We start from the raw sequence: 19313 nt of genomic DNA, 5'->3' as shown, positions 1-19313 counted from the left end.
CGGCGCGAGGGGGCGGCGCTACTCGCTCATCTTCATCTCTTTCACCACCGCGTCGAGATGGCTCTGGTTGATCTCGGCGGGTGAATTGGCGCCGATCAGCGTCATGGTCACGCGCATGTCCGCGGCGATCAGCTCCAGAAGGTGCGAGACCCCCGCCTCGCCCCGGGCGGCCAGCGCGTAGGCGTAGGCGCGGCCGAGCAGCACGCCTTTGGCGCCGAGGGCCAGCATGCGCACCACGTCGAGCCCGGAGCGCACGCCGGAGTCCGCCAGGACGGTGAGTTCGTCGCCGACTTCTTCGACGATGTGGGGCAGCGCCTGGGCGGTGGAGATCGCGCCGTCGAGCTGGCGGCCACCGTGATTCGACACCACGATGCCGTCGGCGCCCATGCGCTGCGCCTCGCGGGCATCGTCCTTGTCCAGAAGCCCCTTGATGATCAGCTTGCCCTTCCAGCTTTCGCGAATCCAGGCCAGCTCATCCCAACTGATCGAGGGATCGAAGTTCTTGGCCAGAAAACCCATGTAATCGTCCATGCCCATCGTGCGCTGCGTGTAGGCCTCGATATTGCCAAACGACAGCGGCTTGCCCTTGAGCCCCACGTCATAGGCCCACTGCGGATGGGTGATCGCCTGGGCGTACTGGCGAAGCTTGGCGTTGGGGCCGGACATGCCCGAGCGCCGGTCACGATAGCGCGAGCCGGGCAGCGGCATGTCCACGGTGAACACCAGCGTTTTCATGCCTGCCGCCCAGGAGCGCTCCAGGGCGTTTTTCATGAAGCCGCGATCCTTCAATACATAAAGCTGCGACCACTGCTCGCCGTGGGCATCGCGAGCCACCTCCTCGATCGAGCAGACCGACACGGTCGAGAGCGTATAGGGAATCCCCGCCTTCTCGGCGGCGCGCGCCGCCTGTACCTCGCCGCGCCGCGCGTACAGGCCCGTGGCCCCGACCGGGGCGAGCGCCACCGGCATTTTCCACTGGCTTCCCAGAATCTCGGTATCGAGAGTGGGCGTACCACCGCCTTTCAATACCCGCTGGCGCAGCGGAATGCCCTGCAGCGCCTCGACGTTGCCGCGCAGCGTGCTCTCGGTCACCGAGCCGCCGTCGAGGTAGTCGAACAGAAAGCGGGGAATGCGCTGCTTGGCGGCTTGCCGGTAATCCGAAGGGCTTGAAATGATCATGGAATCGCCTTACCTCTCGAGACGGGAAACTGTGAAGCGTCCGTACCTCCAACGCCTTACGCTACCGGCTAGCGTACCAAGTAAACCCGCCCGGGGAGCGCCCCACTGCCCCCAACTTTAGTCTATGGAAAGCTCACTCGGACGGCGTTCGACTCGCGCCTTTTACCTCGTGGGATCGATCGACGCCAGGAGACTGCGCGGCCATCAGCGCAGCGACCCACTCGATGAACACGCGCAGCCTGGCGCTGACGTGACGATGAGGTCGAAAGGCAACGAACATCGGCATCGGCGCTAGTTGCCAGTCATCGAATAGCTGAACGAGCTCACCGCGAAGGATATGCTCGCGCGCCATGTAATCCGGCAACCACACCACGCCCAGCCCCGCCAACCCCGCCGCTAGCGCAGCGTTACCATCGTCGACGATTAGCCGGTAGCGCCCCGGGACACTGACACTTTGTGCACCGCGATAAAGCGTGGGGGCAAAGGCCGCCCCACCACGCCATTTGAAGCCGACAACATAATGAGGTGCACCAGAAAGCATTGCGGGATGCGAGGGCATACCGGTTTTTTCCAGATATTCCGGGGCTGCGTAAATGCCCAAACCAAGCTCCCCCACGCGACGGGCCACTAGCGAAAGGTCGGTCAGCTCTGACCCGCGGATGACGCAATCCACGCTTTCATCGATCAGATCCACCCGACGGTCACTGACCCCCATGTCGAGCTGAATATCGGGGTACTGCGCCCAAAAGTCTGGCAGCGCGGGAATCAAAATCATGCGTGCAAACGGGCTGGGCACATCGATTCTAAGCCGCCCGCGTGGCGCGACGGCCGCATTGGATAGGCTGGTGTCGGCATCGTCCATATCCGCCAAAAGCTTAACGACACGCGCATAGTAGGCCGCGCCGTCCTCCGTGGTATTCACCTTGCGCGTGGTGCGGTTTAAAAGCTTGACCCGCAGTCTGGCCTCCAACTGCTGCACCAGCTGGGTGACGCTGGTCTTGCTGATACCCAGCGTTTGCGCCGCCCGGGTGAAGCTTCCGGTCTCGACAACACGGGCAAAAGCCTGCATGGCAGTGAAACGGTCCATGGCGACCCAATCCTTGTGATTGTTTGGAAAGAGCAAACAGTGCTGGGCAGGATAGCGCGTTTATCACGCCCTTGAGCCGACTTAAAGTAGCGTTATCAAGCGCACTGTTTGCAGTAAACCACCAATGGAGAGACCGCTATGGCACAACGCGATGTCGTATTCCCCCATAAACGTCAGGCCCTTTACGAACAGAACGGTTATAGCGCGGCCGTGCGCGCCAATGGTTTTCTGTTTGTATCAGGCCAGGTCGGTAGTCGTGAAGACGGCACCCCGGAGCCTGATTTGGCACGCCAGATCCAGCTCGCCTTCGACAACCTGCAAGGCGTGCTGGAGGCCGCAGGGGCAAGCTTTGACGATATCGTCGATGTGACCAGTTTCCACACCGACCCTGAAGCCCAGTTCGAGAGCGTTCTGGCCACCAAGGCCCGGGCGTTTCCCAATCAGCCCTACCCGAACTGGACGATGATCGGCGTCAACTGGCTGGCCGGGTTCGAGTTTGAAATCAAGGTGATTGCCAAGTTGCCCGAATAAGCGCAACGCCAGCTCAGGCTCCTCGACGGTTAGCGCCCTGCTGCTAAAGTTAGAAAAGCGCCTAACGCGACGAGGAGCACAGAATGAGCACACCCACGCTCGAAACGCTTTATCTTGAAGGCGATGTTCAACGCGGCTTTCCCAACTCACGGCTGCCGGTGCTGATTTACCGTGGCGTGGTCGCGCACGGTGACGCCGAACAGTGCGCCCAGGCGCTCGAGGCGCTGTTCGAGCAAAACGGCTGGCCGCCCGCCTGGCGCTATCACCTCTACGATTTTCAGCACTTCCACGCCGATGCCCACGAAGCGCTGGGCGTGTTTCGCGGCCGCGCCCGGGCGCAGCTGGGTGGCCCCGACGGGCCCGTCATTACGCTTACCCCGGGCGATGTGCTGGTGCTGCCGGCGGGCACCGGTCACGCCTGCCTGCAGGATGAAGGCGATTTCTGCATGGTGGGCGCCTACCCACCCGGCCAAACGCCGGATTTGGAGCGCGGCAATCCGCAGGATTTCGACGCGTTGAAAGCGCGGGCCGCCGCCGTTGCTCTGCCTGCCCAGGGCCCGGTCGATGGCGACGCCATGACGTTCTGGCAAGCGCGTTAAAGCGTGATCGTACCTGTCAGGTACGGCGCGACCCGCCCCTGAATCACGACGTACTCATCCTTCAGGTGAACCCGAAGCGTACCCTGACGTGCGCCGCCCTGACGCGCCGTAAGTGAGTGCTTACCCAGCCGCTTGGCCCAGTAGGGCGCAAGCGAGGTATGCGCCGAGCCGGTGACCGGGTCCTCTTCAACGCCGACCTTCGGGCCGAACCAGCGCGAAACGAAGTCTTCCTCCTGACCAGGCGCGGTCACGGCGACGCCCCTTCCCGGTAGCGCCCTGAGTTTTGCCATGTCCGGCGTGATCGTGGCGACGACCTGGGCGTTTTCCACCACCGCGATGATATCGTCGGCGATCAGCACCTCGTCGACTTGGGAAAGCCCCAGGGCAGCGGCGACCTCGTCTTTCAATGCAAGTGATGCGGGCGGTTTGGCGGGAAACGTCATGGCCAACGCCTCACCGTCGCGGGCGACCAACAGCTCACCGCTTCGCGTTTGAAACGCAAGCGTCTCGGTATTCACGCCCAGCGCGTTAAAGATTACCCAGGCGGCGGCCAGCGTGGCGTGACCGCAAAGATCCACTTCGACCGTGGGCGTAAACCAGCGCAGCCGGTACCCCGCCCCCTCAGGTACGAAAAACGCGGTTTCCGATAGATTGTTTTCCGCCGCGATGGCCTGTAGCAGGGTGTCATCCAGCCACGCGTCGAGCGGGCAAACGGCGGCGGGGTTGCCTTCAAACGGCCGGTCGGCAAAGGCATCGACCTGGTAAAGATCCACATGCATACAAGAGGCTCAAAAGCGAAAAAAGGAGCGCCATTTTATCATGGCGGCGACGGGCACCAACACGCGGCGGTGGACGCCCTATCGATCTCGGGCCAGAATTCAGGGTTATTGACGGCCCCAGGCCGGATGCCCGAAGACCTCGCCATCCGGCTCATGACAGGAGTAAATGCATGTCCGCCTACGTTGTACTAATTAAAGAACGCACCCACGACGAGCAGGAGTTCAAAACCTACGGTGAAAAGGCCAGGGCCGCTCGCGAAGGTCATGACCCTGAGCCGCTGGCGTTCTACGGCGACTTCGAGGTGCTGGAAGGCAGCGCCATGGAAGGCGGCGTGATTCTGCGCTTCCCCGACATGGACGCCGCCCGCGCCTGGTACCACAGCCCCGCTTACCAGGCGGCTCGAAAGCACCGCTTTCTAGGCGCCGACTACCGCGTACTGCTGCTCGACGGGCTGCCAGAGGGCTAACCCCCAGTGCGAACCGCCCCGGCCCGTTGGCAACAGCGGGCCGAGTTACCTACGCTCAAGTGAGTCTTTTCCTGTACATGTTTGACCACACAAGGAGTCAGCGATGAACATTCTGATGGTCGTGACCTCTCACGATAAGCTCGGCGACACCGGCAACAAGACCGGCTTCTGGCTCGAAGAGCTGGCCGCGCCCTACTACACCTTTCTGGATGCGGGCGCCAAGCTGACTCTGGCCTCCCCTGCCGGCGGCCAGCCGCCGCTGGACCCATCGAGCGACGCGCCGGACGCCCAAACCGACGCCACCAACCGTTTCAAGCAGGATCTTGACGCGCAGCACGCGCTGGCTCACACCCAAACGCTCGACGATATCGATGTCAGTGATTTCGATGCGATCTTCTATCCCGGTGGCCACGGCCCGTTGTGGGATTTGGCCGAAAGCGCCACCTCGGCCCGCCTGATCGAAGACGCCCTGGCCGCCGACAAGCCGGTTGCTGCGGTGTGCCACGCCCCCGGCGTGCTTCGCCACGTGCGCAAAAGCGATGGCAAACCGCTGGTCGCCGGGCGCAAGGTGACAGGCTTTAGCAATAGCGAAGAAGAAGCCGTAGGGCTTACCAAAGTGGTGCCGTTTCTGGTCGAGGACATGCTCAAGGAGCAAGGCGGCGAGTACTCGAAGGGCGATGACTGGAGCGCCTACGTGGTGGAGGACGGTCTTTTGATCACCGGCCAGAACCCCGGCTCCTCCGAGGCGACTGCCGAGGCGCTATTGAAGAGGCTCAAGCGCTAAATCCAACGCCTGGAACCTTGCGCTGCTCCCTTCGCGCTGAAACCCCTCACGCTGAAAATGATGCGCCTGACGCCCCGATAATGCATCGATCCACGCACATTGGCCCTCTTCAACCTCCCCGGCTGAAGAGGGTTTTATGTATCTGCGGCACCACCAACACATTGCATGCCACCTTCGCTCGCTTGATCCAACCAGGCTCGGTACGCCTGACAAGAGCCCCATATTGAACTCTTCATTGCCAAAATCCTCAAAAGGTACAAGAATTGTACAACGTACAATTTTCGAGGATGCCTTTGATGGCGGATTTCAAGCAGCGCGAGTGGGTGAAATGGAAATGGGGTGACAACTGGGCCCAAGGTCAGGTCACCAAAAAGTACTGCGAGAAAGTGACGCGCAAACTTCAGGGCAGCGAGGTGACCCGCAAGGGTAGTGAAAAAACCCCCGCCTATCTGATCAAACAGGAGGACGGCAGTCGCGTTCTCAAACTGCACACTGAAATCAAGAAAGCGTAGCCAAGGAGGCCACCATGACGTTCGACGAGTTCGTAAAACTTGCCGGTCAGTCGAGTATCAAGGAACTGCACATCGAGTCTCACGAAGGCGATGTGTTCGTCTTTCGCGCCATGACCGACGATGACGAAGAGCATGTACTGGTCGACCACCACGGCAAGCCCATACGTCCGCAGTCGCTGACCGACGCGCGCAAACGCTTGAGCGACGTGGGCGGGCTGGAAAACGTGCCGCTCTATCTCGTCCAGCAGGTGCCCTACGATGAAATGATCGGCCTCGACGCCGACCAGGAGTCCCACAAGACACCACTGACGCTTCACTCAGGGGCGTAGAAAGCGCTTCTCATAAAAACGGCGAGCGTCGAAAGCGCTCGCCGTTTCTTTGGCGCGCCGTGTTCAAGCGCCGCTCGGTTCGAGAGCGTTGGTCGGACATGGTAAGTAAACGGCCCGATTGCGTCCGCTTGTCTTGGCCTGATAAAGCGCCTGGTCGGCGCCCTTTAACAGCACACCACCGCCGGTTGCGCGCATCGTTACGGCGGCTTCGGTGCTCGATACTCCGGCGCTCAGTGTCACCCAGGCGCTCGTGCTTGAGTCTTCGTTGGGTATTTCAAGCGCTTCGACCGCCTGGCACAGCCGATCCGCGATATGGCGCGCCCCCTGAGCGGCAGTATTCGGCAGCACGATGACGAACTCCTCACCGCCATAGCGCGCGATCAGATCCGAGGGCCTTGAAAGCCCTTCCTTCAAGGCGGCGGTGACGCGCTTGAGACATTCATCGCCCGCGTCGTGACCGTAGCGGTCGTTGAAGCGCTTGAAGTGGTCGATATCACACATGATGATCGAGAGCGCTCCGGAATGTCGTGAAAGCCGCGACCACTCGCGCTCCAACGCCTCGTCCAGCACCCGCCGGTTGGCAAGCCCGGTTAGCGGGTCGGTATCGCTCAGCGTTTTGAAATGGCGACTCAATAGCATCAACTCGCGCTCGGCATGATCGATCTGCTGGCGAAAGAGACACAGAAAAATACCCAATAACGTCAGCACCCCAATGCCGCTGCCCACGTACATGACGTTCACCCAAGGGGCGGGAACCGGCGATAGCGCTCTGGACGGCGTAAACAGAAAGTGGGACGTCATATAGAGCGTACCCAGAAGCGCCATGTGAGCGATATATCGTCGTCGCCCGCGCTGCTTCATGAACACCAGTACCGCGGCAATGGTGAAGTAAAAAAGATGCACCCCGGCATCGGCACCGATCAGCGCGGTCACGACGAACATCTGGATATTGACGTTGATCAACAGCGTTCGCTGCGCCAGCCCGTAGCGCCGCATCCCATTGAGCACGAGCACTGACAAATACCCTAGAGTAAAAACGATATTGGCAGTAAACACGCTGTTGAAATAGGCGAAGTCGTACAAATAGTAGAACAGCTGATAAGGAGCCGTTGCTACCGCGCCGAATAGCCCTATCTGGTTGGCCAGTTCGATTTGGCGACGTCGCTGCATGGTATTACCGGCCACGCCTGCCGCCCAAACCCATTTGACTCTCTTTAACATTGTAGGCGCCCTAAAAGAGAAGCTTGGAATTCAGCGCAAAAAGACGCGTGGCGAGACGTTTCAAGTGAGCGAGTAGCAGCCCATACAGACCGTTTGATCGCGTCCGTTTTTCTTGGCCAGATAGAGCGCCTGGTCGGCGCACTTGAGCAGGCGCTCGACACTTTGCTCGAAATGCGTGCTGGTAAAGCAAGTGGAACTCGAGACACCGACACTGACAGTCACGATACCGCCTTTTATATGGGGATTGGGGATGGCCAAACGCCGCACCGCTTCGTTGATTTTTTCCCCCACGTGTCGAGCGCCCTGCTCGTCGGTCGCGGGCAGCACGACCGCGAACTCCTCGCCACCATAGCGCACCGCCAAATCCGAAGGCCGCTCGAGCACCTCCTTGATCGCCCAGGCAATTTGACGTAGGCACTCGTCGCCCCCATCGTGACCAAAATAGTCGTTATAGCCCTTGAAGTGATCGACATCGCACATGATGACCGAGAGCGTGCCCGGATGACGCGCAAGCCGCAGCCACTCGGCGCGCAGGACCTCGTCCAGCGCGCGCCGATTGGCGAGTCCGGTTAGCGGATCGGTGCTCGAGCGGACCTGGAGCATCTGGCTGGTCGTCAACAGCTCCTTCTCGGTGTTCTCGATTTGGTGTCGAAAAAGATTGAGTAAGGCTACCATCAGCAGCAGCGCGCCGGAGGCGCTGCACACGTACATGAGATCCACCCAGGGATGGGGCACCGGCGTAATCGCGACTTCTGACGTCAACAATAGCTGAGTGCCGAGATAGAGCGCACCGCATACGAGCTGCCAGGCGACCAACCCCAGCCAGCAAAGCCCAGGAAACAAAAAGACCAGCACGGCGGCCTGGGTGAAATAGAAAAGATTAACGCCTACGCCAGAACCCGCCATGAGCGATGAAACGAACATGTGGGTGCTCACACACAACATGAGCAAATTGCGCGCCGCCCCGTACTCGCCGCGCCGGTTGAGCAGTAGCACCGTCGCGTAACAGGACATGAACATCAGATTGATAATGAATATTTCGCTAAAGTAAGCGAGATCGTAAAAGATATAGAAAAGCTGGTAAGGAAGAGGCGTAAAAAACGCAAAAATACCCAACTGATCACACACCAGAACCTGACGCTGACGCTTGGCGGGCAGCTCCCTCATATCGACGGCGCTTAGCTTCATCCATTGATCGAGCATTCTTCGTACTCCCAAAGCGCCGCTATCCTGCCGCGTACGTCAAAAAAACGGCCCGGTCGCGACCGAGACTCTTGGCCTGGTAAAGCGCCTGGTCTGCGCACTTGAGCAGGCTTTCACCCTCTTCCGCATTCAGGCCGTTACAGTTCAGCGCATGGATACTCGATACGCCGACGCTGACGGTGACAAAGCCGTCACCCGCGCCGGGATTGGGTATTTCAAGGCGTCGAACCGCCTCGCACAGTCTATGTGCCACGTGGCGCGCGCCTCGTTCATCGGTTTCCGGAAGTACCAGCGCAAACTCCTCTCCGCCGTAGCGCACGATGAGATCCGCAGGCCGGCTAAGCTCGGCCTGAAGCACCAGCGCGACTCGCTGCAGACACCGATCCCCCCCATCGTGACCAAAGCGATCGTTGTAATGTTTGAAATGATCCACGTCGCACATGATGACCGAAAGCGCCCCTGGGTGGCGGGTCAACCGCAGCCATTCGCGCCTTAAGGTGTCATCGAGCACCCGTCGATTCGCAAGCCCCGTCAACGGGTCGGTATTGCTGAGCGTTTCGAGCGCGTGGTTGTTGATCAAAAGCTCGCTTTCGGTGATCTCGAACTGATGGCGGTAGTGGAAAAGCAGCGTACCCAGCACCAGCAACACGCCCACGACGCTAAAACCGTGCAGCAGATTGGCCCAGGGCAGTGGCACCGGCGTATAGGCGGTACCGGAAGGAAACAAAACGTTCGCCGCGACGAAAAGCGCCACGCTGAGCAGCGTTAAACTCATCGAGAGGTACCACTGCTTACGGGGAAACAGAAACGACAGTGTCCCAGCCAGCGTGATATAGAAAAGAGGCACTCCGGCATCGACACTCAAATAGAACGCGCTAATGAACAGTTGCACCATGACCAGCGCCGTGAAAACGAGGCACGCCGTCATGTACCAGCGCCGATGATTGATCCATAAAATCGAGGCATAGCCGCCCATGAACAGCATATTGATGGTGAAATAAGTGCTATAGAGGTCGAAATCGGAAAGTATGAAGAAGGTCTGGTAACAGGTGCACATGAAGAACGCAAACAGACCCAGCTGGTTACACAGCTCGATTTGTCGACGCAGTCGCACGGGGTTGTCCGCCACACCCGGCGACCAGATTTTTTGAAGGTTACTCAGCATTCAGGGGGTTCCCGTTTTAAACGCCATACCGCGCTATATTCATCCATACCATCCATCCACTATAGGCACCCATTGACCGCAAGATAGTCGACCATAACGCGACGATTCGCCGCGCTTTTCAGAACCCGGAATTCATAAACAAGAGCGAACAGGCAACCCGCGCTCCCGCCTCCAAAAAAGATGCCTGCCGAGGCCGATTTACCTGCTCCAGAATGCTCTTTTGTCCCCTCCACCCGACAAGGCCCGGTCCTCTTAACGCTTGTCCATTCCAACCGTCTTTTGGGACATCATGAGCCTGAATTAATTTGGGTTACAGCTATGTATCGGCGCGGGGTCATCCGGCTTTATAGCCATACCATCTTTAAGCCGCGCACAGGGTACGGACGCGCAGATAATAAACGAATATTCAACGACTCATAGAGATCCGATGGGTGACCAGCGCCGACGCCTAGGGCTTTTTGTTTCTGGCGCTCGTTCATCCCATTGCTTTTTTGTCACGACGTTCCTCGGAACGCCGCTTCTCTCGCAAGCAGCTGCATACCCATCTGACTACGCGCTTCTCGTTTCCAACCGGCTATATCACGGGGCTCTTGCTGTTCGACCTGGCAGCCTGGACAGGTACTGGCTGGATGGGCCCCCAGACTGCCGCGCCTGTACGCTATATAGGTACCAACGCGTCAGCCAAATTAACGTTAACCATCCAGACCGCTACGGATTATCCAGTGTTCAACAAATGCCTCTATCATAAAAAGTCTCTACAATAAAAAGCGTGTATAAAAAACTTCTGAACAATAGGGCTAGGCTCTGTCTGAAAAGTGCCTGCGCTCGACAATACGGCGTTAAAAACTGGCTCGCGCGCGAGTCAGATCAGAATGCTCATTTACACGGTGTAAACTCCGTTTCTTCGCCAATTTTTGCCTTGTCTTATCTTCGCTCACCGACTTTTCAGGCAGACCCTAATCTTCAAAAGCGTTAATTAAATGTTCGCAAAACAACTGACTCATAGGCGGCAAGGTCTTGTCACTTAGCGTAATAATCGAAATAGTACGACGCAGTTTAGAGTCATCTACCGGAGCACTCGTTATATCGGGAAAGGCGTGATCTTCCTTTGCCGCCGAAGGCAATACGGCAACGCCTAGTCCTGCGCTAACCATACTCGCTACGGTCATCATGTAGGTCGCTTCGCAGGCGGTTACGGGCGTCAATCCCTCTTTGGCAAAAGCTTCTTCAACAACGGTTCTCAAACTAGTCAAGGCATTCAAGGTAACCAGTGGAAATTGAGCAATATCGGAAACACTTATTTTCTTCAAATTACCTAGCGGGTGTTCATGCGGAAAAATAACTTTAAGCGTTTCTGACTTCTTGAAAAGCGTTTTAACTTCTTTATCCCTGATCCACCCACCCGTAACGCCTATATCGACCTCACCTTCCTTTACCAGCTCGACAATCTTGTTATCGATGGCGTCGCGAACGATAAATTCAGCACCTGGATAAATGGCACGAAACTCCTTGATAACAAAGGGCAATAAAGAGGCAGCCACTGAAGGAAGAACGGCAATGCGCACAACGCCCCGCCTCATTGCAACGATGTCGCGCGCCTCGGTTACAACCGAATCAAGATCGTTGACCATTCTTTGAAATACGGGCAATAACGATGCCCCCACGCGAGTAAGTTTTACAGTTCGCGTATTACGGTCAAACAAGCGAACATTTAACGACTCTTCCATATTACGAATCTGTATCGTCAATGCGGGTTGCGTCAGAAAAAGAGAAGTTGCGGCCTGAGTAAAACTCCCTAACTGGGCCACGGCAAGAAATGAGCGTATTTGACGAAAACTAAGATCCATAAAAATCCTTTATAATTACCATTTAATTATTTCAATTGTTTAATTGATTAGCCAGCTTTAACTTGAAACCAACCACTAGTAATCACACTCGATATCAATATTAGGCTTTAGTTCATAGCCTTTAGTCTTATACAAACAACAACGCTAGGGTGGCGCATGCATAAGGTAAGAATTGGAGCTGGCGCTGGATATTCAGGCGATAGAATCGATCCAGCGGTAGATCTCGCCAAGCGAGGCAATCTGGATTTTCTCGTATTCGAGTGTCTGGCTGAGAGAACTATCACTAATGCCCAGCTGCAGTTGCTGTCCAGTCAACAAAAGGGGTATGACCCCTTCCTGGTCGCTCGCATGCAGGCCGTTCTAGGCCTTTGTCATCAGAACAACATACGCATTGTAACCAATATGGGGGCGGCTGCCCCCCTGGCTGCGGCGCAGTGCATCCGTGATTTGGCACATGACATGGGACTTGATTCGATACGCGTGGCAGCTGTCGTCGGCGACGATATCCTGACGCAATGCACGAAAGATAGCGCCTGCCTAAAAGAAGAACACGGTTATACGATTGCCGAACATCGTGACCAAATCATATCTGCCAACGCCTACATCGGTGCTGAGTCGATTGCCAAGGCTCTGGATGAAGGCGCAAACGTGGTCGTGACCGGCAGAGCGGCCGATCCCGCATTATTTCTAGGGCCGCTGATCCACTCATTCAAATGGGAAATGAATGATTGGGACAAGCTTGGCAAGGGAACTGCGGCTGGTCACCTTCTGGAGTGCGCAGGGCAAATTTGCGGTGGCTATTTTGCCGATCCTGGCAAAAAGGATGTTCCGCAGCTGGCACACATTGGCTTTCCCTTTGGAGATATTTACGCCGATGGTCGCATCGAAATATCCAAGCTGGACAATACGGGAGGCTACATTACTCCCGCAACCGTCAAGGAGCAGCTTTTATATGAGATACATGATCCTGCCCGATATCTTCAACCAGACGTGATTGCGGATTTCAGCAATGTCTGGATCGAGGAGATAGCGACTAATCGTGTGCGTATTCATGATGCCACGGGGCATGCCAAGACCAACCATCTAAAAGTATCGATCAGTTATCACGATGGCTTTATTGGTGAAGGCCAGATTTCCTATGCCGGTATCGGCGCGGTCGCACGTGCGCAGCTGGCCAAGGACATCATTAAAGAAAGACTAACCGACAATATATACCGTGACTTGAGAGTCGATTTCATTGGCATGAATGCACTTCACGGCGATCAGTTAAGCAGTGGTCATGAGCCGTATGAAGTGCGCCTTAGAGTCCTGGCAAAATGCGACTCCCAGGAGGATGCCGAACGCATTGGCAATGAAGTCGAGGCGCTTTATACCAATGGTCCATCGGGAGGGGGTGGCGCATGGAAATCGACGCGTTCTGCCGTATTTCTAACATCGCCACTCATTGCAGAAAGCCATGTACCCACATCGATCGTCTTCATGGAAACCGCCAGCTCATGATTCTGAGAGATATTGCTCATTGCCGAAGTGGTGACAAGGGAGATACCGCCAACATCTCCGTCATTGCTTATGAAGATAAAGATTACGAGTTATTGGTCAAGGAAGTCACGCCCGAACGTGTGGCCGAGCACCTGCGAGATAGTGTCAAAGGTACCGTTATGCGTTATGAACTCCCCAGGCTTGGTGCGCTCAACCTGGTACTCACTCATGCCCTCTCAGGAGGTGTCGTAGGCTCTCTAGCGCTAGACGCCCACGGCAAATCATTGGGCTCGGCGTTACTTAGCTTGCCCATTGGCAGCCACACCAACAACTAAACCAGCAAGCTCGGATGAGCTGCACTACTCCTGACAGAATTCTTACAAGAGGCTCACATGAAAGATTTTGGTTGCTACATCGAGGGGACATGGCGTCCGGCAGAGACCAATGAGTGGATAGACGTGCATGACCCCGCCGACCAGAAAGTACTGGCTCGAATTGCGCGTGGTTCTGCAAAGGATATTGATCAAGCGGTCGCCTCCGCCCAAACAGCGCAGCAGGAATGGGCAACTCGACTACCAAGCGACCGGGCCAGAATTCTCTATAACATTGCACAGGTCATACGAGACAAGGCTGAAGAGCTGAGCATGATCGAATGTCGTGATGCCGGCAAACCCCTGGCACAAGCAAAGGCCGACGCCAATGCGGCAGCTCGCTTCTTCGAATACTATGCCGGCGTGGCCGACAAGATACTGGGTAACTCCATTCCCCTCGGACCGGATTATGTTGATTTTACCGTTCGTGAGCCCCTGGGCGTGACAGGCCAGATAGTGCCCTGGAACTATCCATTGCAAATTGCCTGTCGGGGCATAGCACCGGCGCTTGCCACCGGTAATGCCGTGGTACTCAAACCCGCCGAGCTTGCATGCCTGAGCATCTTCACCATTGCCGATATCTGTCAGGAAGCAGGCCTGCCGGATGGGCTACTCAATATCGTACCTGGCTTTGGCCATGAGGCCGGGGCCGCACTGGCGTCACACCCGGGGATCAATCTTCTCGTGTTTACGGGGTCTGTTGAAACGGGTACGGCGGTCATGCAGGCAGCCGCCAAAAACGTTACGCCCGTTCTTTTAGAGCTAGGCGGCAAATCTCCCAATATCATTTTGCCCGATGCGGAACTGGATACAGCCATACCCTTGATTATAAAGGCGGCCTTCCCACATTCAGGACAGACGTGCTCGGCCGGATCTCGTGTTCTGGTGCATAGCTCGATAAAAGAGACTGTGATCGAGCGGCTTCGCGACTCGATCGATCAGCTGACCCTGGGACGTGGACTGGATGATCCTGACCTTGGGCCAGTAGTGAGCGCTTCTCAACGACAGCGCATCGAAGACTACATAACACTGGGTCAGCAGGAGGAGGCGGATGTCTACACCGGCGGCCGATTTATCGGAGATGCTGATCAATCCACCGGCCATTTTGTAAAGCCGACCCTTATCTGCCCAGCATCCTCCAGCGCCAGGGTCGCGCGAGAGGAAATATTCGGGCCTGTCCTTACGCTGCTGCCTTTCGATACGCTCGAAGATGCCGAACGCCTGGCCAACGATACGGAATACGGATTGGTGGCGGGCATCTGGGGACGCGATATTGGACGTGCCCATTGGCTTGCGAATCGAATCAAGGCAGGACAAGTATTCGTCAACTGTTACGGCGCGGGTGGAGGTGCCGAAATACCCTTCGGCGGCTACAAGAAATCCGGGTTTGGCCGCGAGAAAGGCATGGACGCCATCCTCTCCTACTCCCAGATAAAGAACGTCTGCATACGCATCGATGCTTCGAACGTCAACTTCTAAAAAGACAATGACATGACTGACGCCAGCCTTTCAAAAAGCCACTGCCCCACACGTGTAGAGTTTGGACGCCAAGCGTGGACGCGTGTCGCGGAAATTGTCCAAAAGAACAACTGGAGCAAGGTACTGTTACTGACCGACCCGGGCTTGAAAGGAAGCCGTCTTCATCGATCGCTTGTCTGTTCATTGAAGAATCTGGGTATCGAACTTGAAGAGTTTGACGGCATCAATCCTGAGCCTACCGATAAAAACGTGGTGTCGGCACTGCGCGTAAGCAGCGCTTTATCACCACAAGTGCTGGTGGTGCTGGGCGGGGGAAGTGCCATTGATGTCGCTAAAGCAGTCGCCATCGTCGCAACGAACGGTGGAGAGATCAGTGATTACGAAGGTATCGACACGTTTGACGTGCCTCCCCTTCCGTTGATTGCCATACCCACGACAGCCGGCACAGGCTCAGAGGTCTCCGGTGCAGCGGTCATCACGGATACGCTGCGAAACAGCAAGATGGCCATACGTCATGCTCACTATGGTCCGGCCACGTACGCCATTCTGGATCCAGAGGCCATCAGTACCACACCACAGCACGTTGCCATTCATTCAGGCATCGATGCGTTCGTTCACGCTTTTGAATCCTATCTTTCCAAATTGGCAAACCCGTTCACTGATGCCCAGAACCTTCACGCCATCCGGTTGATCAGCGATAACCTTCGCCCCTACGTCGCTAACCGAGAGAATCAGGACGCAGCGTTCAATATGCTATGCGCCTCCTCCATGGCGGCCATGTCATTTGGCACGACCGGTACGGGTAATGTGCACTGCATGGCGATGGCACTGGGCAGTAAATATCCGATACCTCACGGGTTGGCGAACGCCGTTTGTCTGCCCCATGTCGCGGAATTCAACTTTATCGCCACGCCTCAACGATTTGCCATATTGGCCGCCACGATGGGCATCGATACGCGAGGATTATCGACATTAGACGCTGGCCGAAAAGCCATTACAGCGATCAAGGAACTCTGTGACGATTTAAACGTACCTCCTCGCCTACGCGACGTAGGAGTAGAAGAGAAGGATTTACCAGAAATTTCTGAGAAATGCTTCTTACTTGACTACAACCGCTGGAATCCACGATGGACGACTGAAAAAGACTTTTTGACACTCTTACAAAAAGCTTACTGACCAAGACCCTTTATTGAAAACAGCACTTCGAAAGAATAATTCCTAAAAAAATGGAGCACACCATGAAACAGTTCAGCCTCAAGAAACAGTTCAATCTCAAGAAACTTTGCATCGCTACCGCAAGCGGCATGTTGCTGGCCTCCACTCACTCGTTTTCCGACGACAAGATCGAGTGGACGGTCACCACCGTTTGGCCTGAAAGCCTTGAACTTATCGAAATAGACAAAGCCTGGGTAGACCGTGTCAGTCGTATTACTGGCGATGACCTCGAGATTACCTTTTTCTCGGGCGGAACCTTGATGCCCAGTACCGAGGTTTTCGATGCAGTCGAAACAGGTGCCATTGACGCAGCAGGCGACTGGGGCGGTTACTGGGCGGGCCTTGATTCAGCTTTTTCTCCTCTATCGACTCATACCAGCCTCTTCAACGCCGCTGATTATCTCAACTGGATATTTGAATGGGGTGGTCTGGAGCTTTATCAGGAAGTTTACGGTGAATACGGCATTTATTACCTGCCTTTTGGCCTGGTAACGTCCGAATCAGGCTTTAGAGGAAGAACGCAGATCGATAGCCTTGCCGACCTGGAAGGAAAACGAATTCGACTGGCCGGTCGCGACCAGGGCCGCGTGCTGGAAAAACTGGGCGGCTCACAGGTGACGCTGTCGGGTTCGGAAATCTATCAGGCAGTAGAACGTGGCGTTGTCGACGCCGCCGAGTTCTCCATGCCTGGCGTTGATTTCAACGCTGGTTTTGCCGAAGTAGCGCCCTACTGGGCGACTCCGGGCTGGCACCAGACAGGTGGGGTACATGGCATCATGATCAATAAGGATGCCTGGGATGCGTTACCTGAACAGGTTCAGGAAAGACTCAAAGTGGCCGCTGAAGCCAATATGGCGTGGTCCTTAGCCTGGGCGGAAAGGAAAAATTCGGAAGGGGTGGCTGCCTTTGTCGATGCCGGGGTCGAGATAACGCGATTCTCTGAAGAGGACCTGGCGAGAATCCAGGAAGTCACCAATGAGATGATTCTTGAAAGCGCCTGCGAAAACCCCATGCATGCCAAGGTTTATCACTCGCAGATCAGCTACCTTCAGGAACATCAACAGTGGAATGAAGTATCCGCCCCCTTCAACTTGAGCAGGAACATTACCGATCTGCCTTCTCTCGAAGACATCGAAGCGTGCATGTAATTCTTGATGACCCAATCTGATAATCATCAGATTGGGTTTTTTAAGCGTGTGTGACGTTTGCCCTCAAGCCATCTCGAGCGCTGAAATGAAAAGATTATTCGTCATGATTGACGCCTTCAACGAAGGCGTCGGACGCTGCGTGGCTCCTCTTTTGGCAGTGATCACCTTCATTGTCATTTATGATATTGCCATGCGCTTCGTAATGGGCCGCCCCAGTGAGTGGGTCTTTGATATTACAAAGATGCTCTTTAGCGCCCACTTCATGTTGTTGGCTGCCTATGGATTACTTCATGGAAGTCATGTCGAGGTAGATGTCATCACTCGACTGTTCGATAACAAAAAAAGAACCATTATCAACGTACTGGGCTATCTCATATTCTTTATACCCTTTATCTGGATGCTCATATATTACGGCTGGGCTTTTTTCGAGCGCTCTTTTTCAAGAGGTGAAACTACCTATGGCATGACGGCCATCCCCCTTTATCCAATCAAGGGCGTCATTCTTGTATCGGCCATTTTGCTATTGATACAGGTTGTCTCCGTCATTCTTAAGTGCATTCATACATTAAAAGGTAGCAAGCCATGAGCCTGAGTCCTGAAATGCTGACCGTTGTCATGTTTAGTGGGTTGTTGATCGGGCTTTTCATGGGCCACCCCCTCGCTTTTGTATTGGGAGGAACCGCCGTCATTGGGGCCTACCTGGGGCCCGGGGAGCGCGTTCTTGGAACCATCATCAATAATATCTATGGCAACTCCATGGATAACTATGTTCTGGTCGCCATCCCTCTTTTTATCCTGATGGCACGCTTTCTCAACGACTCAAGCGTCACTGAGAAGATGTTTGAAGCCATGCGGCTTCTTCTTGCGAATTTAAGAGGAGGACTTGCCCTGACGGTGGTGATTGTCTCGGTGCTTCTGGCTGCAACGACCGGTATCGTAGGCGCCTCGATTGCCGTCATGGGATTGATCGCCCTCGCACCGATGCTGAAATACGGCTATCACAAGGGGCTGAGTTCCGGCGTGATCATGGCCAGCGGCTGCCTGGGGATCCTTATCCCCCCCAGTATCATGCTCATTTTGATGGCCAGCTACTCGCCCGTGTCGGTAGGGGCGCTTTTCGCGGGTGCTCTGGTACCCGGTCTCATGCTGGGCGCCATGTATGCGCTTTACGTATTAATTGTCTGTTTTATAAAACCCGCGTACGGGCCAAAAGTGCCTGCAGAGGAGCGCAGCCAGGTTTCCACCCCCCAACTCTTGCTCATGCTGGCCAAGTACGTGCTTCCCCCCATGGCACTCATACTGGGTGTACTAGGTGCGCTGTTTACTGGAATCGCAACGGCAACAGAGGCCTCGGCTATCGGGGTGGGGATTGCGTTCATCCTGTTTTTGATATTCGGCGATAGAAAGATCGGCACATGCTTCAATACGCTGCTCGAGGCGGGCAAGACCACCACCATGGTCATGCTGGTACTGGTCGGGGCAACGGCGTTTACAGGCGTTTTCTCTCGTGGTGGCGGCATGCAGGTGATCAACAATATCGTGCTCGCCATGCCTGGCGGTACAACAGGTGCCCTGATCGCGATCTTTCTGCTGGTGTTTGTTCTGGGCATGTTTTTGGACTGGACGGGCATCGTACTTTTAAGTTTTCCCATCATACTGCCCATCGTTCAACAGCTGGGTATCGATATGCTCTGGTTCGTTGTCATGGTGGCCGTTGTACTGCAAACGTCGTTTCTTACGCCGCCCTTTGGCTACGCACTGTTTTATCTAAAAGGGGTTGCACCGGCAGGCGTTGAAACCCTGGACCTTTATAAAGCCGTCATACCTTTTGTCGCCATTATCATTCTGGCCTGCATCTTGATGTCCGTTTTTCCGCAAATCATTACTGGACTACCCAGCATACTTTTAAATAGTTAAG

Annotated in this window: 20 protein-coding genes; 13 read left to right on the top strand and 7 right to left on the bottom strand. The window is 55.7% G+C overall.

The window, feature by feature from the left end; translation table 11 throughout:
- Positions 1-18: 18 nt before the first annotated feature.
- Both lldD and OCT39_RS03725 read right to left on the bottom strand, forming a co-directional pair.
- A complete protein-coding gene (gene lldD / locus OCT39_RS03730) occupies positions 19-1179 on the bottom strand; it encodes an FMN-dependent L-lactate dehydrogenase LldD (RefSeq protein WP_252106405.1) in 1161 nt (386 codons plus the stop codon).
- Between the two features lie 133 nt (positions 1180-1312).
- A complete protein-coding gene (locus tag OCT39_RS03725; RefSeq protein ID WP_263586352.1) occupies positions 1313-2266 on the bottom strand; it encodes a LysR family transcriptional regulator in 954 nt (317 codons plus the stop codon).
- A 138-nt stretch (positions 2267-2404) separates the two neighbouring features.
- On the opposite strand from OCT39_RS03725, the gene OCT39_RS03720 reads away from it, so the two are divergent.
- Together OCT39_RS03720 and OCT39_RS03715 are read left to right on the top strand one after the other, a co-directional pair.
- Complete coding sequence (locus OCT39_RS03720) at positions 2405-2797, top strand: RidA family protein (RefSeq protein WP_263586351.1); 393 nt, start codon at positions 2405-2407, stop codon at positions 2795-2797.
- An 83-nt stretch (positions 2798-2880) separates the two neighbouring features.
- On the top strand, positions 2881-3396 hold the full coding sequence (locus tag OCT39_RS03715) for a cupin (RefSeq protein WP_263586350.1): 516 nt from the start codon (positions 2881-2883) through the stop codon (positions 3394-3396).
- Here OCT39_RS03715 and OCT39_RS03710 read toward each other — a convergent pair.
- Entirely contained in the window at positions 3393-4175 is a 783-nt protein-coding gene (locus tag OCT39_RS03710; RefSeq protein WP_263586349.1) for a PhzF family phenazine biosynthesis protein, read from the bottom strand. The two genes, OCT39_RS03715 and OCT39_RS03710, sit on opposite strands and share 4 nt — an antisense overlap.
- A 170-nt stretch (positions 4176-4345) precedes the next feature.
- Between OCT39_RS03710 and OCT39_RS03705 the strand changes: the two genes are divergently transcribed.
- The 4 genes from OCT39_RS03705 to OCT39_RS03690 all read left to right on the top strand — a co-directional run bounded on the left by OCT39_RS03705 (position 4346) and on the right by OCT39_RS03690 (position 6267).
- Positions 4346-4642, top strand: coding sequence for a DUF1330 domain-containing protein (locus OCT39_RS03705; RefSeq protein ID WP_263586348.1), 297 nt, complete (start codon positions 4346-4348; stop codon positions 4640-4642).
- A 103-nt stretch (positions 4643-4745) separates the two neighbouring features.
- Positions 4746-5426, top strand: a complete 681-nt coding sequence (locus tag OCT39_RS03700) for a type 1 glutamine amidotransferase domain-containing protein (protein WP_263586347.1) — start codon at positions 4746-4748, stop codon at positions 5424-5426.
- 296 nt (positions 5427-5722) lie between these two features.
- Positions 5723-5938, top strand: a complete 216-nt coding sequence (locus OCT39_RS03695; RefSeq protein ID WP_263586346.1) for a DUF2945 domain-containing protein — start codon at positions 5723-5725, stop codon at positions 5936-5938.
- A 14-nt stretch (positions 5939-5952) separates the two neighbouring features.
- Positions 5953-6267, top strand: coding sequence for a DUF6482 family protein (locus OCT39_RS03690; protein ID WP_263586345.1), 315 nt, complete (start codon positions 5953-5955; stop codon positions 6265-6267).
- Positions 6268-6330: 63 nt separating this feature from the next.
- Here the strand turns inward: OCT39_RS03690 and OCT39_RS03685 are convergent, their stop codons facing one another.
- The 4 genes from OCT39_RS03685 to OCT39_RS03670 all read right to left on the bottom strand — a co-directional run bounded on the left by OCT39_RS03685 (position 6331) and on the right by OCT39_RS03670 (position 11703).
- Positions 6331-7437 carry a diguanylate cyclase gene (locus OCT39_RS03685; RefSeq protein ID WP_263586344.1) on the bottom strand — a complete coding sequence of 369 codons (1107 nt, stop codon included), beginning with the start codon at positions 7435-7437 and terminating at the stop codon, positions 6331-6333.
- Positions 7438-7548: 111 nt separating this feature from the next.
- Complete coding sequence (locus tag OCT39_RS03680; protein ID WP_263586343.1) at positions 7549-8691, bottom strand: GGDEF domain-containing protein; 1143 nt, start codon at positions 8689-8691, stop codon at positions 7549-7551.
- A 22-nt stretch (positions 8692-8713) separates the two neighbouring features.
- Positions 8714-9856 (bottom strand): GGDEF domain-containing protein, encoded by a 1143-nt coding sequence (locus OCT39_RS03675; RefSeq protein ID WP_263586342.1) that lies wholly within the window; start codon positions 9854-9856, stop codon positions 8714-8716.
- Positions 9857-10812: 956 nt separating this feature from the next.
- Positions 10813-11703 carry a LysR family transcriptional regulator gene (locus OCT39_RS03670; protein ID WP_263586341.1) on the bottom strand — a complete coding sequence of 297 codons (891 nt, stop codon included), beginning with the start codon at positions 11701-11703 and terminating at the stop codon, positions 10813-10815.
- Between the two features lie 156 nt (positions 11704-11859).
- Here OCT39_RS03670 and OCT39_RS03665 point away from each other — a divergent pair, with 156 nt between their 5' ends.
- From OCT39_RS03665 to OCT39_RS03635, 7 genes are all read left to right on the top strand, one after another.
- Entirely contained in the window at positions 11860-13203 is a 1344-nt protein-coding gene (locus OCT39_RS03665; protein WP_263586340.1) for an acyclic terpene utilization AtuA family protein, read from the top strand.
- Entirely contained in the window at positions 13200-13517 is a 318-nt protein-coding gene (locus OCT39_RS03660) for a hypothetical protein (protein ID WP_263586339.1), read from the top strand. The genes OCT39_RS03665 and OCT39_RS03660 overlap by 4 nt, the downstream gene beginning before the upstream one ends.
- A gap of 57 nt (positions 13518-13574) precedes the next feature.
- Positions 13575-15032 (top strand): aldehyde dehydrogenase family protein, encoded by a 1458-nt coding sequence (locus tag OCT39_RS03655; protein ID WP_263586338.1) that lies wholly within the window; start codon positions 13575-13577, stop codon positions 15030-15032.
- Positions 15033-15044: 12 nt separating this feature from the next.
- Positions 15045-16208: an iron-containing alcohol dehydrogenase gene (locus OCT39_RS03650; protein WP_263586337.1), complete on the top strand. Its 1164-nt coding sequence runs from the start codon at positions 15045-15047 to the stop codon at positions 16206-16208.
- Between the two features lie 62 nt (positions 16209-16270).
- Positions 16271-17395 (top strand): TRAP transporter substrate-binding protein DctP, encoded by a 1125-nt coding sequence (dctP, locus tag OCT39_RS03645; RefSeq protein ID WP_263586336.1) that lies wholly within the window; start codon positions 16271-16273, stop codon positions 17393-17395.
- Positions 17396-17480: 85 nt separating this feature from the next.
- Positions 17481-17981, top strand: coding sequence for a TRAP transporter small permease subunit (locus OCT39_RS03640; RefSeq protein WP_409335765.1), 501 nt, complete (start codon positions 17481-17483; stop codon positions 17979-17981).
- On the top strand, positions 17978-19312 hold the full coding sequence (locus OCT39_RS03635) for a TRAP transporter large permease (RefSeq protein ID WP_263586335.1): 1335 nt from the start codon (positions 17978-17980) through the stop codon (positions 19310-19312). Before OCT39_RS03640 ends, OCT39_RS03635 begins: the two co-directional genes overlap by 4 nt.
- Position 19313 lies beyond the last annotated feature (1 nt).

This window comes from Halomonas sp. GD1P12 (genome assembly GCF_025725645.1).
Lineage (GTDB): Bacteria > Pseudomonadota > Gammaproteobacteria > Pseudomonadales > Halomonadaceae > Vreelandella.
This window is presented reverse-complemented; position numbering and strand designations above follow the sequence as displayed.

Excerpts from the sequence above, each read along its gene's own strand:
- lldD (WP_252106405.1), bottom strand. The coding sequence starts at position 1,179 with ATGATCATTTCAAGCCCTTCGGATTACCGGCAAGCCGCCAAGCAGCGC.
- OCT39_RS03725 (WP_263586352.1), bottom strand. The coding sequence starts at position 2,266 with ATGGACCGTTTCACTGCCATGCAGGCTTTTGCCCGTGTTGTCGAGACC.
- OCT39_RS03720 (WP_263586351.1), top strand. The coding sequence starts at position 2,405 with ATGGCACAACGCGATGTCGTATTCCCCCATAAACGTCAGGCCCTTTAC.
- OCT39_RS03715 (WP_263586350.1), top strand. The coding sequence starts at position 2,881 with ATGAGCACACCCACGCTCGAAACGCTTTATCTTGAAGGCGATGTTCAA.
- OCT39_RS03710 (WP_263586349.1), bottom strand. The coding sequence starts at position 4,175 with ATGCATGTGGATCTTTACCAGGTCGATGCCTTTGCCGACCGGCCGTTT.
- OCT39_RS03705 (WP_263586348.1), top strand. The coding sequence starts at position 4,346 with ATGTCCGCCTACGTTGTACTAATTAAAGAACGCACCCACGACGAGCAG.
- OCT39_RS03700 (WP_263586347.1), top strand. The coding sequence starts at position 4,746 with ATGAACATTCTGATGGTCGTGACCTCTCACGATAAGCTCGGCGACACC.
- OCT39_RS03695 (WP_263586346.1), top strand. The coding sequence starts at position 5,723 with ATGGCGGATTTCAAGCAGCGCGAGTGGGTGAAATGGAAATGGGGTGAC.
- OCT39_RS03690 (WP_263586345.1), top strand. The coding sequence starts at position 5,953 with ATGACGTTCGACGAGTTCGTAAAACTTGCCGGTCAGTCGAGTATCAAG.
- OCT39_RS03685 (WP_263586344.1), bottom strand. The coding sequence starts at position 7,437 with ATGCAGCGACGTCGCCAAATCGAACTGGCCAACCAGATAGGGCTATTC.
- OCT39_RS03680 (WP_263586343.1), bottom strand. The coding sequence starts at position 8,691 with ATGCTCGATCAATGGATGAAGCTAAGCGCCGTCGATATGAGGGAGCTG.
- OCT39_RS03675 (WP_263586342.1), bottom strand. The coding sequence starts at position 9,856 with ATGCTGAGTAACCTTCAAAAAATCTGGTCGCCGGGTGTGGCGGACAAC.
- OCT39_RS03670 (WP_263586341.1), bottom strand. The coding sequence starts at position 11,703 with ATGGATCTTAGTTTTCGTCAAATACGCTCATTTCTTGCCGTGGCCCAG.
- OCT39_RS03665 (WP_263586340.1), top strand. The coding sequence starts at position 11,860 with ATGCATAAGGTAAGAATTGGAGCTGGCGCTGGATATTCAGGCGATAGA.
- OCT39_RS03660 (WP_263586339.1), top strand. The coding sequence starts at position 13,200 with ATGATTCTGAGAGATATTGCTCATTGCCGAAGTGGTGACAAGGGAGAT.
- OCT39_RS03655 (WP_263586338.1), top strand. The coding sequence starts at position 13,575 with ATGAAAGATTTTGGTTGCTACATCGAGGGGACATGGCGTCCGGCAGAG.
- OCT39_RS03650 (WP_263586337.1), top strand. The coding sequence starts at position 15,045 with ATGACTGACGCCAGCCTTTCAAAAAGCCACTGCCCCACACGTGTAGAG.
- dctP (WP_263586336.1), top strand. The coding sequence starts at position 16,271 with ATGAAACAGTTCAGCCTCAAGAAACAGTTCAATCTCAAGAAACTTTGC.
- OCT39_RS03640 (WP_409335765.1), top strand. The coding sequence starts at position 17,481 with ATGAAAAGATTATTCGTCATGATTGACGCCTTCAACGAAGGCGTCGGA.
- OCT39_RS03635 (WP_263586335.1), top strand. The coding sequence starts at position 17,978 with ATGAGCCTGAGTCCTGAAATGCTGACCGTTGTCATGTTTAGTGGGTTG.